The following is a 12,388-nucleotide window of genomic DNA, read 5'->3' as shown; positions in this document are numbered from 1 at the left end:
TGAACGAGAAAGTTGTTCATGGTTCTATTTGATAACTCAAAGGAGAGAAAAAAAATGCCATTTATTACAGATATTTTAGCAAGAGAAGTTTTAGACTCACGCGGTAACCCTACAATTGAAGTTGAAGTTTACACAGAAAGCGGTGCTTTTGGTCGCGGAATGGTACCTTCAGGAGCTTCAACAGGAGAACACGAAGCACATGAATTACGTGATGGAGACAAAGACCGTTATTTAGGTAAAGGTGTTCAAAAAGCTGTAGATAACGTAAACAACATTATCTCAGAAGCAATCATCGGTTTCGATGTTCGTGATCAAATGGCTATCGATAAAGCTATGATCGACTTAGACGGAACTCCAAACAAAGCTAAATTAGGAGCTAACGCTATTTTAGGTGTTTCTATTGCTGTTGCTCGTGCAGCTGCTGACTACCTAGATGTTCCTTTATACCAATATTTAGGTGGATTCAATACTAAAGTATTGCCAACACCAATGATGAACATCATTAATGGTGGATCTCACTCTGATGCTCCAATCGCATTCCAAGAGTTCATGATCTTACCAGTTGGAGCTCCAACTTTCAAAGAAGCTTTACGTTGGGGAGCAGAAATCTTCCACGCATTGAAATCAATCTTAAGCGGACGTGGTTTAGAAACTTCAGTTGGAGATGAAGGTGGATTCGCACCTCGTTTCGAAGGAACTGAAGACGGAGTAGAAACTATCCTTGAAGCTATCAAAAAAGTAGGTCTAGAACCAGGTAAAGACGTTTACCTTGGATTTGACTGTGCTTCTTCTGAATTCTACGAAGACGGTGTTTACAACTACGCTAAATTTGAAGGCGAAAACGGTGCTAAACGTACTGCTGCTGAACAAGTTGACTACTTGGAAGAATTAGTAAATAAATACCCAATCATTTCTATTGAAGACGGTATGGATGAAAACGACTGGGAAGGTTGGAAACTATTGACTGAACGCTTAGGCGATAAAGTTCAATTAGTTGGTGATGACCTATTCGTTACAAACACTGAAATCTTAGCTAAAGGTATTTCACAAGATATCGGTAACTCAATTCTAATCAAAGTTAACCAAATCGGTTCTTTAACTGAAACATTTGATGCAATTGAAATGGCTAAAAAAGCTGGTTACACTGCTGTAATCTCTCACCGTTCTGGTGAAACTGAAGATTCAACAATTGCTGATATCTCAGTAGCTACAAACGCTGGTCAAATCAAAACTGGTTCATTAAGCCGTACTGACCGTATCGCTAAATACAACCAATTGTTACGTATTGAAGACCAATTAGGCGAATTAGCTGAATACCAAGGTTTACAAGCTTTCTACAACCTAAAAAACAAATAATTTAACCGTGTTTTCTGTTTAAGTTAGTTAGACTGTTGAGAAAATTTTATAGTCATCTCATTCTACAATTGGTAGAGTGAGATGGCTTTTTTTGTTCTTAAGAGAGGAGCAAAAGAAGGTTCTCCATCTTCTGGCGTTGGTAAAGAAATTTCTTCCGGCCTACGGGGTTGCTTATGGAAATCCATGGGAACCGCCTTGAGCCGAAACCCGCGTCTCCAGGCTTGCAAGCATCAAACTAAGCGTAACGGCTAAAGCCTAACGCTAAGTAATTTGCCATGATTGTTGTTGCTTCAGCAACTTACAAGCATGGTATGCGAAGCGCAGCGTAGAACTCATTGCATCTTCTTTCATGGCTATAAGCAACCCCATAGTCCTCCAGAAATTTCTAGCATGCGTTTCTAAAAGGTTTTGAATTAAACGAAAATTTAGTTTTTACTTATCAACGTCAAATCTTGTAGAACCCAAAAGAACGCAGACCGATTTGGCTCTGCGTTCTTTTGGGTTTTGCAATTATTGTAATTCATGACAAACTATTTTGTAAAAACGTTCATTTCCTGTCTGGTTTCTTGTACGATCTGATTCACTCTTGCAAATGAAAACATCATTGATAATGTAGAGAACAATAAATACAGCGGCAAGAGTTGAACTGTTAAAATATTAAACAGATAACCCAAAATTGGCGGCATGAAAGTACTTCCGATATTAAACTACAAACAAATCTACCAGCAGTAATGCCAAGAAAAATAGAGAAGCAAACTTTGCTCCTGTCACTGGGGAGGATACCTTTCTGCGATAATGATGGAATTTTTTGTAGATGATAAATAAGTAGTGTAAGGGAGAATAAATGACCTTTAAAGAAAAGCTTGTTAGAATAAAAGTAAGTAAATATTCAGAATAAGAGAAGGTGGTAAAATGACAAATGAAAAATGGTGGGAAGAAGCGATAATTTATCAAGTTTATCCAAGAAGTTTCCAAGACACCAATGAAGATGGATTTGGTGACATTACAGGGATTATCAAGCGATTAGATTACATTCAATCCCTCGGAGTCAATACATTATGGATTACACCTATGGTTATGTCTAATCAAGAGGACAATGGTTATGATGTCATAGACTTCAAGCAAGTTGATCCCTTATTTGGGACGGAAGAACAAGGAAAGCAATTGATTGATGAAACTCATAAACGGGGGTTAAAGCTAATATACGATTTTCCTTTGCATCATACATCCACAGAACATCCCTGGTTTAAAGAAGCTTTAAAAGGGAAAGACAACCCTTATCGTGACTATTATATTTGGGCGGATACACCTGAAGGGAAAGAGTATCCTTCGAATTGGACAGCAGAATTAGGCGAAACGGTTTGGACAAAAGAAGACAATGGCGAGCAGTTTTATCTGCATTTATTTATGCAAAGTATGGCTGATTTAAATTGGGATAATCCACAGTTGCGTAAAGAAATGTTGGGAGTCTTAGACTATTGGATTGAACAGGGCATTGATGGTTTTCGATTAGACGCGTTTATTTATTTATCTGTGGATAAAAATTTCCCCGATCACCCAGATGAAAAGGGACCGGGTACAGAAATGGTAGAATATGGAAAAAAACTGGATAGCTACCTCCATGAAATCAACTCTGCTGTAAAGCAGCACGAAAAAGAAATTCTTTTAATGGGGGAAGCGACTAGTGCAGACGCTGAAATTACACGGCAATATACCGATCCGGATAAGGATAGAGTAGATAAAATTATTACGCTGAAGCATTTTCCAGAAAAAACGGATCAATTGGACGACAGATTAAATAAAGAGATGCAATGGGCACCGTTAGATTTAAGAGCGTTCAAACAGAATCAAAAAGAATTTCAAGAAGCGGTTTCTGAAAAGGGAGGGCCGATTTTATTTTGGAACAACCATGATGAACCTCGGCATCAACACAAGTATGGGAACACTACAGTTTATAGAAACAACAGCCAAATGATGACAGCAGCCTTATTGTATTTACAAAAAGGGATTCCGATTATCTATTATGGAGAAGAAATAGGGATGAGGAATTTTATTTATGACGATGCGAAAGAAATGGACGATGAAAAGGCTAGTGAATTTTATAAAGAAGCGGAAAAGCTTGGTTGGAGTCATGACAAAATCATGCTGCATTTGAGTCTGACTTCTCGCGCTACTTCTAGAGGGATCATGCAGTGGGAAGACAGTGAAAAAATAGGGTTTACTGAAAGAAACACTCCTTGGACCCTGTACAATCGAGAAAAGCATTATAATGTCTTGCAACAAGAGGAAGACGAACAAAGTATTCTCCAATTTTATCGAAAATTGATTGCTTTAAAGAAAAAAGAATTGTTTACACATGGGAATTACAGGTTGTATGATTCGCCAGAAACGTTGTTTATTTATGAAAGGTCATTCAGAGAGAAAAAAGGATGGGTGTATTGTAATTTTTCGGATAAGGAAGAAACACTAAAGATGAGCAGTGAATGTGCAGCAGCGGAAGTCATTTTGGCGAATAAAGGCAATCGAGTAGATGACAGGAAGTTAGAGCTCGGCCCATATGGAGTAGTCGTTTTTATGAAATAAACGGATGACAGAAGTGTGGTCGTACAGCTATAAAAAACTCGAAACTCTGCTAGTAATTTTGAACGAGTTATGTTAAAGTGAATGATAGAAGAAAAGCTAGACGGGAGGGCAATGAAGTTGTACAATACACTTTTAATTGCTGAATTAATCGTATCTGTGTTACTGATTATTATTGTTGCCATGCAGCCAAGCAAAACAAACAGTGCTTCCAGTGCCTTAAGTGGAGGAGCAGAACAATTATTTGGAAAACAAAAATCACGTGGATTTGAAGCTGTGTTAAAACGGATCACAATAGTTCTAGGAACGTTGTTTATCGTGTTAGCTCTTGCTTTAGCATACTTATCCGCAAATTAAATACTTAAAAAGCTGCCTATATGTTAAGGCAGCTTTTTTTATATTCGTACTATCAACATCACCAATCAATCGCAGCAAACCTTTTTAGTGTATTGATAGGAATATGGTGCAATTTCAAGTAAAATAAAAGTATCAGAAAGAAAGCAGGAGACATTACATGAGAGATAGATCGTTTTATTTTAAAGGTGGAGAAAAGGCTGTACTGTTGTTTCATGCATACAGCAGTACGCCAAATGACGTTCGTATGTTAGGGCGCGCTTTAGAGAAAGAACATTATACGGTTTACAGTCCCACATTCAGTGGTCATGGGACGGATGATCTAGAAACGGTATTAGATCATTCACCCCAAGAGTGGGTAAAGGATGCTAAAAAAGCCTTGCAATTTTTAAGAGATGAAGGACATCAAGAAGTTGTGGCATTCGGTTTGTCGTTAGGCGGCATTATAGCCACTAAATTGATGCTGGAGGAAGATTTACTGGCTAGTGGTACATTTAGTTCACCTGCTATCCATAATGAAACCTCGAACGTTAGAAAAGAGTTTTTGAACTTAATGAAGATTTTAAAGCAAAAAAAAGGGGAATCAACAGAAGCCATCCAAGAACGACTTCCTGAATTAGAAGATAAGCTGGACAAACAATTGGCGGGTATTCGTGATATGGTAGATGAAATGGCTTCTCATTACGGAAATGTGGAGAAAAATATCTTTATCGGTCAAGCGGGAAAAGACGAATTGATCGATAGCAACATTGCGTATGAATTGAGAGATGCATTTACTAATGCTGATGTTGATTTTCACTGGTACGAAAATAGTCCGCATGCAGTAACAGTAGGGCCAGAACGTAAGGAATTAGAACAAGACGTACTTAACTTCCTAACTGCATTGCAGTGGAACGGGGGATAATCAATGACAAGTAAAGAAGTCTTAAAACAAGCAATTTTAGTTTATATGAATGAGCACAAAGCGGTGTCGTTTGAAATCAAAGATTTAAGTGAAGGTTTAAATAAAGGCAGTGCGAAAGATTTTAAAGAATTGGTCACTACAGTGGCTGAAATGGAACGAGAAGGGCAGCTTTTTCTTACTCGCAGCGGGAAATTGAAATTACCTAAACAAGATCCGGTATTGTCAGGAGTTTTTAGAGCGAGTGATAGAGGATTTGGGTTTGTATCGATCGAAGATGAAGAAGTGGATATCTATATTCCGCCTAATCGAACCAATTTTGCCTTAGATGGAGATAAAGTCAGTGTCGATATCGTTAATCCTGCAGAACCTTGGAATGACAAAGGGCCTGAAGGGAAAATCACGGCTATTTTAGAGCGCAACTTGACTCAGTTAGTAGGCGAATTCTGGGCTTATAGTGATGAAGGTATTGAAGAAACTGGATTATATGGTTACGTTGATCCTAGAGATAAAAAGCTCAACAGTTATCGAGTATTTATCAAAGCGGAAGGGGTAAAACCAGTAGATGGGTCAGTCGTCATTGTAGAAATTACCCACTATCCGGATCATGAATACACTCAAAGCATGCAGGGACTAGTTAAAAAAGTCATTGGGCATAAAAATGATCCTGGTGTGGATATTTTATCGATTGTTTACGACAATGGGATTCCAACAGAGTTTTCTCCAGCTGCACTGAAACAAGCGGATGCAGTACCGGATAAGATCTCTGATAAAGACATTGAAGGCAGGAAAGATTTACGGAATGAAGTCGTCATCACCATTGACGGCGCTGATGCCAAGGACTTGGATGACGCTGTAACGGTACGTCGCTTAGAAAATGGAAATTATCATTTAGGAGTCCATATTGCGGATGTTTCCTACTATGTAACAGAAGATTCACCATTAGATGGGGATGCTTTTGAACGTGCAACAAGTGTTTACTTAACGGATCGTGTTATCCCTATGTTGCCGCAACGTTTATCAAATGGAATCTGTTCATTGCATCCAAATGTGGATAGATTGACTATGAGCTGTGAAATGGAAATTGATTCTCATGGGGAAATCGTCAGTCACGAGATTTTCCAAAGTGTGATCCGTTCTTACCGCCGAATGACGTATTCAGACGTGAACGCTATTTTGATGGATAAAGATCCTGAAGTACGCGAAAAAAATGCTGATTTATTGGATATGTTTGAATTGATGGACGAATTACATCACATTCTTGAAAATCGACGTGTGCATAGAGGAGCTATTGATTTTGATTCTTCCGAAGCACAAATTGTAGTCGATGAATCGGGGCATCCATTAGATGTTGTGGTTCGTGAACGCGGTGTGGGCGAGCGATTGATCGAATCATTCATGCTGGCTGCAAATGAGACCGTTTCTGCACATTATTCTAAAATGGATCTTCCGCTAATTTATCGTGTACATGAACAACCAGACAGTGATCGCATGCAAATATTCATGGAGTTTGTAACAGCATTCGGAATCAGTATGAGGGGTTCAAGTTCAAACGTCACACCAATAGCGTTGCAAAACGTGCTAAAAGAAGTAAAAGACAAGCCTGAAGAAGCCGTTATTTCGACTATGATGTTACGGAGTATGAAACAAGCTAAGTATGATGTGGAGCCTTTAGGACATTATGGTTTAGCGGCTGAATATTATTCTCACTTTACATCGCCTATTCGACGTTACCCTGATTTGATTTTACACCGTCTGATTCGTGCCTATGAAGAAAATGGTACCGGAACAGCTGAAAAGAAAAAATGGGAAGGTATGCTGACGGAAATCGCTGAGCAAAGTTCGAAAATGGAACGACGAGCTGTAGATGCTGAACGTGAAACCGACTCGATGAAAAAAGCGGAATTTATGGCAGATAAAGTTGGAGAAATTTACGAAGGTGTCATTGGATCAGTGGTTAAATTTGGTCTGTTTGTAGAACTTCCTAATACGATCGAGGGCTTGGTCCACATTTCAACTATGCGTGATGACTATTTTAACTTTATCCCAGAACAATTGATGCTGATCGGAGAGCGTACAGGGGTTGTTTACCGTATTGGTCAAAAAGTTAAAATCAAAGTGACCAAAGCAGATCCTGAATTACGCGAAATCGATTTTGAATTGATCTCAGATCCTGAACTGGAAGTAAAAGCAGATCCGAGTCAAACTCAAAAAGGAAAACACAAAAAGCGTGATACGAAACGCCCTTCTAAAGAACAGCATAGAAGAGGCAAAAAAATAGCGACTGAAAAAGGGAAAAAATCTTCAAGAGACAAAACGAAAAAGAATCAACCTTTCTATAAAGATGTTGCGAAAAAGAAAGGAAAGAAAAAAGGTAAAAAATGAGTGAAGGAGGCAAAGGATTATGCCAAAAGGCAGCGGAAAAGTTCTTGCCCAAAATAGAAAAGCAAGACATGATTATGCCATTGTAGATACCATTGAGGCTGGAATTGTTCTGAAAGGGACAGAGATTAAATCGATACGAGCCGCCCGCATCAACTTAAAAGATGGGTATGCTACTATTCGAAATGGCGAGATTTATCTTCAAAATGTGCACATTAGTCCATACGAACAAGGAAATGTATTCAATCATGATCCGGTTCGTACGCGCAAATTGTTGATGCACAAAAAACAAATCGCTCGTTTGATTGGTGAAACCAAATCTAGTGGTTATACATTGATTCCGTTAAAAGTGTACATCAAGGATGGGTATGCCAAAGTATTGATCGGTCTCGCTAAAGGGAAGAAAAAATACGATAAACGTGAAGACCTGAAGCGAAAAGATCAAAAACGAGAAATAGACAGAGCTATGAAAGCTCGTTAGAAATAGCAGCATGAAAAATCTGAGAGTTAGGGGAAATATCCCGGCTTTCAGATTTTTTAATTTATCCACTGACACAATGTTGTATATTTCGTGAGATATAACGGTTTAGACTATCTTACATAATAGCTTATTTCGACCACTTATTTAGAGGAAAAATAGTAGGATATGAGATGAAACGTTTGACAGGTGAGCTGTTTTTTTATGCTTATTTTTTGTAATCGCTATCATTTTTATGTACGCTTATCATGGAGACACAAAAAAGAAAGGGCTGATTGGGTGATGGAGATAAGAGTAAAAAGAGCTCTGGCTGGGTTGTTTTTAGCAGGAGCTTTAGGGGCAGCTGGTTGTGGAAACAATGATTCTGGTGAATCTGGTCAGGAAAATGCAGGAGACTCAGGAGAAAAGGTTTTGACGGTATCGATAGAGGAAATTTATTCAGATTATTTTGAGTCCATAAAAGGCGATTTTGAAGAAGAACATGATGTGACAGTAGAATTTGTTTTCCGTGAGCAATTAGAGCAGGCAGAAGCCTTGCCTTTAGATGGTCCGGCTGGAATTGGACCAGATGTGATGATGATTCCTTATGATCGAATCGGCCAATTGGCTCAACAAGGGCACTTGGCTACTGTAACAGTACCAGATGACGGGCGTTTTAATGATACGGATATTCAACAAGTCACTGTGGATGACCAGATTTATGGCATACCATACTTATTGGAAACATTAGTCCTTTATTACAACAAAGATTTGGTAGAAACAGAGCCTACTACATTTGAAGATTTAGAAGCACTGATGCAAAATGAAGAATACAATTTTGATATAGAAGAGGGAAAAAATACCGGCTTCTTAGCCAATTGGCTTGATTTCTATTATTCATATGGATTGTTTGCAGGCTACGGGGGTTATATATTTGGCGATGAAGGCACAGATCCGACAGACGTTGGCTTGAACAATGAAGGGTCTGTTGAAGCATTGGAGTACCTTACTGAATGGTATGCACAATGGCCACAAGGAATGCAGGATGAGGGAACAGTGGGAGACTTTATAGATACTTCATTTATCGATGGAAAAACAGCTGCGGTCATTAATGGGCCTTGGGGAGCTGCTAATTATGAAGAAGGCGGAGTAAACTTCGGAGTAACGACGATCCCTACTTTACCCAATGGGGAGAACTATCAACCTTTTGCTGGAGGCAGGGGATGGGTCATCAGTAACTACTCGGAAGATATAGAATTGTCACAGGCATGGTTGGAATACATCACAACACATGACAACCAACTAGCGTTCTATGAAATGGTTCAACAAATTCCAGCAAATATAGAAACTAGACAAGTTTTGCTTGATGAAGGAACAGAAGTAGAAGCTGCTGTTGTTGAACAATACGAAAATGCTAATCCGATGCCAAATATTCCACAAACTGCAGAAGTATGGGACAATGCTAAAAATATGATTTTTGATACTGTATCTGGAAATAAATCAGCTGAAGAATCTGCTAATGATACCGTTGAAGTGATTCAACAACTGATTGAGCAGAAATACGAGTGAGCCATTTAGAATAAAATGAAGATTTAAATGATAGGTTAAACAGACCACTAGCATCTGTTGGGTACTTTCCAAGCAGGTGTTAGCGGTTTTAGATTTTTAGTGTGCTGGCTTTACTTTCAAGTGCCAAGGACAATATTGTGCTTTTTTAACGGTTATGTGATAAAGTAGGAAAAAGAAAATGTGTATGTATCAATTTAATGTAAAGACAATCGATCAAGAAACAGTTTCCCTGTTTGAATACAAAGGAAAAGCGTTGTTGATTGTGAATAGGGCTAGTGAATGTGGACTGGCTCCACAGCTGGAAGGGTTGCAAGAACTGTATCAAACTATCAAACAAGAGTTTTAACGTACTAGGTTTTTTTTCCTATCAATCCATGAACCAAGAACTGTTAGAAGGACAAGAGATTGCTGCTTTTTATTCTACTCAATATGGGGTTACTTTCCTTTGTTTGAAAGGGTATTGGTGAATGGTGCGAAAGCTCATCCGTTATATCAATATTTAGTGAATGAAACAAAAAGGAAGAAAAAAATGGAGTTACACGAAGTTTTTAATTGGGCGAGATGGAGAAATTATGGAACGATTCGCATCTCTGACGACTCCAGAAAAGATTGAAGATTCTATTGTTGAAGCTTTGGCAGTACCTGAATAAATCTATCCAAAGAGCAAACGAAAAAACTACAGCCGTAGTTTTTTTGTTTTTTTATCAACAGGTAACCAGAACAATGCTATACTAATTGGTATAGGTGAAAAAGAAAGGGGCGGTTGAAATGGAAATGAAAAATAAATATTTAACGATGTTGGCAAAAGAATACCCGACGATCGGATCAACGACTTCTGAAATCATCAATCTAGAAGCCATAATGAATTTACCCAAAGCAACAGAACACTATGTTAGTGATATCCACGGGGAATATGATGCATTTCAACATGTCCTGCGAAATGGTTCGGGAAATATCAAAGAAAAGATTGGAGAGATTTTTACTGATCGATTGACCCAAAAAGAAATGAACACGTTAGCGACAGTAATCTATTATCCAGAAGAAAAAACGGAAGATATCATGAAAACTTTTGAAACGGAAGAAGAAGCACGTGAGTGGTATCGCATCACTATCTCTAGACTAATTGAATTGTGCCGATTTGTTGGCTCCAAGTACACTCAATCAAAAGTACGGAAATCCTTGCCAGAGGAATTCTCTTATATTACAGAGGAATTGCTTTTTAAAGATGGGACCTTTTCAAATAAAGATAATTATTACAGTGAGATCATCGATAGTATCATCTCATTGGACAGAGGGAAAGAGTATATTACAGCATTGTCCTATTTGATCCAACGTTTAGTTGTTGACCACTTGCATGTGGTGGGAGATATTTACGATAGAGGTCCTTATCCGGATAAAATTATTGATGCTTTGATCCGCCATCATTCCGTTGACATTCAATGGGGAAACCACGATATTTTATGGATCGGAGCTGCTTCTGGTTCAGAAGTGTGTATGGCAAATGTGATCCGTATTTCTGCACGCTACAATAACTTAGATATTTTAGAAGACAGCTATGGAATCTCATTGCGCTATTTGTCCAACTTTGCGGAATCTACGTATACTGGAGATGCTGACAGTTGTTTTGCGCCTAAAGTGAATCCTGAGACCAATATCTTAAAAGAAGAGATTATTCAGAATACAAAGATTCATCAAGCTATTGCGGTTATTCAATTTAAATTAGAAGCAGCCATTATTGAAAGACATCCAGAGTTTCATTTGGAACACCGTCTGTTGTTAAACAAAATTGATTACGAAAATGGCACCATCACCATTAGAGGACAAGAATATCCTTTATTGAGCACCAACTTTCCCACCATCGATCCGACAGACCCGTTCAAATTAACAGATGATGAACAATGGATTGTGGATAAATTAACAGAAGGTTTTAAAAACAGTGGGAAATTACAAAAACACATTTCTTATTTGATCAATAAAGGAAGTATGTATCTGACATACAATGATAATTTATTGTTCCATGGGTGTATTCCGTTGAATGAAGATGGAAGCTTTATGGGAATGGAAATAAGAGGCAACTATGTCTATGGACATTCTTTGTTGGATAAGTTTGAAGATGCCGTAAGAAAAGGATTTTTGTATCAAAACAGAAGCAACAACCATAAGTATTTAGATTTAGTTTGGTATTTGTGGACAGGACCTGTTTCTTCTTTATTTGGGAAAGACCAAATGACGACTTTTGAACGCTATTATGTAAAAGACAAGGCTTGTCATGAAGAAAAGAAAAATGCTTATTACCGTATGCGCAATGAAGTTGAGACCTGTGAAAAGATATTAGCTGAATTTGGCTTAGATCCGACTAAAGGTCGCATCATCAATGGGCACACACCGGTAAAAGAAAAAAGAGGAGAAGATCCGATCAAAGCAGATGGCAGAATGTTGGTCATTGATGGTGGGTTTTCAAAAGCTTATCAAGGAACGACAGGTTTAGCTGGATATACGTTGCTGTATAATTCGTTTGGAATGATGCTGGTTTCTCATCAACCCTTCACGTCTCCTCAGGAAGCGATCGAGAATGAGATAGACATTGTTTCTACCCGACGAGTGGTAGATAAAGAATTGGAACGAAAGAAAGTGAAAGAAACGGATATCGGTAAAAAACTGCAAGATCAAGTAACTGATCTGAAAGCGTTGCTCGATGCTTACCGTAACGGGGATATCCCAGAGAACATAAAATAAATGATGTCCATTTATGGAGTCAGTAACCAAGATAACTGTTTCTTACTTAACTG

At 38.3% G+C, this 12,388-nt stretch carries 10 protein-coding genes; all 10 read left to right on the top strand.

What is annotated here, in order from left to right; genetic code table 11:
* Positions 1–54 precede the first annotated feature (54 nt).
* On the top strand, positions 55–1,356 hold the full coding sequence (gene eno, locus ACEN4I_RS03865) for a phosphopyruvate hydratase (protein ID WP_407095904.1): 1,302 nt from the start codon (positions 55–57) through the stop codon (positions 1,354–1,356).
* 912 nt (positions 1,357–2,268) lie between these two features.
* Positions 2,269–3,939 carry an alpha-amylase family glycosyl hydrolase gene (locus ACEN4I_RS03860; RefSeq protein WP_407102193.1) on the top strand — a complete coding sequence of 557 codons (1,671 nt, stop codon included), beginning with the start codon at positions 2,269–2,271 and terminating at the stop codon, positions 3,937–3,939.
* A gap of 117 nt (positions 3,940–4,056) precedes the next feature.
* Positions 4,057–4,293, top strand: a complete 237-nt coding sequence (gene secG, locus ACEN4I_RS03855; RefSeq protein ID WP_407095905.1) for a preprotein translocase subunit SecG — start codon at positions 4,057–4,059, stop codon at positions 4,291–4,293.
* 157 nt (positions 4,294–4,450) lie between these two features.
* Complete coding sequence (locus tag ACEN4I_RS03850; RefSeq protein WP_407102192.1) at positions 4,451–5,194, top strand: alpha/beta hydrolase; 744 nt, start codon at positions 4,451–4,453, stop codon at positions 5,192–5,194.
* A gap of 3 nt (positions 5,195–5,197) precedes the next feature.
* On the top strand, positions 5,198–7,576 hold the full coding sequence (gene rnr, locus ACEN4I_RS03845) for a ribonuclease R (RefSeq protein ID WP_407102191.1): 2,379 nt from the start codon (positions 5,198–5,200) through the stop codon (positions 7,574–7,576).
* A gap of 19 nt (positions 7,577–7,595) precedes the next feature.
* A complete protein-coding gene (gene smpB / locus ACEN4I_RS03840; protein ID WP_407095908.1) occupies positions 7,596–8,054 on the top strand; it encodes an SsrA-binding protein SmpB in 459 nt (152 codons plus the stop codon).
* Positions 8,055–8,333: 279 nt separating this feature from the next.
* Positions 8,334–9,599 carry an extracellular solute-binding protein gene (locus ACEN4I_RS03835; protein ID WP_407102190.1) on the top strand — a complete coding sequence of 422 codons (1,266 nt, stop codon included), beginning with the start codon at positions 8,334–8,336 and terminating at the stop codon, positions 9,597–9,599.
* A gap of 178 nt (positions 9,600–9,777) precedes the next feature.
* Complete coding sequence (locus tag ACEN4I_RS03830) at positions 9,778–9,945, top strand: hypothetical protein (RefSeq protein WP_407127524.1); 168 nt, start codon at positions 9,778–9,780, stop codon at positions 9,943–9,945.
* A 160-nt stretch (positions 9,946–10,105) separates the two neighbouring features.
* Positions 10,106–10,249, top strand: coding sequence for a hypothetical protein (locus ACEN4I_RS03825; protein ID WP_407102187.1), 144 nt, complete (start codon positions 10,106–10,108; stop codon positions 10,247–10,249).
* A 118-nt stretch (positions 10,250–10,367) separates the two neighbouring features.
* A complete protein-coding gene (locus tag ACEN4I_RS03820; protein WP_407102186.1) occupies positions 10,368–12,335 on the top strand; it encodes a fructose-1,6-bisphosphatase in 1,968 nt (655 codons plus the stop codon).
* Positions 12,336–12,388: the final 53 nt, after the last annotated feature.

The sequence above is a fragment of the Desemzia sp. FAM 23990 genome (genome assembly GCF_045528485.1).
Classification (GTDB): Bacteria; Bacillota; Bacilli; order Lactobacillales; family Carnobacteriaceae; genus Desemzia.
This window is presented reverse-complemented; position numbering and strand designations above follow the sequence as displayed.

Excerpts from the sequence above, each read along its gene's own strand:
- eno (WP_407095904.1), top strand. The coding sequence starts at position 55 with ATGCCATTTATTACAGATATTTTAGCAAGAGAAGTTTTAGACTCACGC.
- ACEN4I_RS03860 (WP_407102193.1), top strand. The coding sequence starts at position 2,269 with ATGACAAATGAAAAATGGTGGGAAGAAGCGATAATTTATCAAGTTTAT.
- ACEN4I_RS03850 (WP_407102192.1), top strand. The coding sequence starts at position 4,451 with ATGAGAGATAGATCGTTTTATTTTAAAGGTGGAGAAAAGGCTGTACTG.
- rnr (WP_407102191.1), top strand. The coding sequence starts at position 5,198 with ATGACAAGTAAAGAAGTCTTAAAACAAGCAATTTTAGTTTATATGAAT.
- smpB (WP_407095908.1), top strand. The coding sequence starts at position 7,596 with ATGCCAAAAGGCAGCGGAAAAGTTCTTGCCCAAAATAGAAAAGCAAGA.
- ACEN4I_RS03835 (WP_407102190.1), top strand. The coding sequence starts at position 8,334 with ATGGAGATAAGAGTAAAAAGAGCTCTGGCTGGGTTGTTTTTAGCAGGA.
- ACEN4I_RS03830 (WP_407127524.1), top strand. The coding sequence starts at position 9,778 with ATGTGTATGTATCAATTTAATGTAAAGACAATCGATCAAGAAACAGTT.
- ACEN4I_RS03825 (WP_407102187.1), top strand. The coding sequence starts at position 10,106 with ATGAAACAAAAAGGAAGAAAAAAATGGAGTTACACGAAGTTTTTAATT.
- ACEN4I_RS03820 (WP_407102186.1), top strand. The coding sequence starts at position 10,368 with ATGGAAATGAAAAATAAATATTTAACGATGTTGGCAAAAGAATACCCG.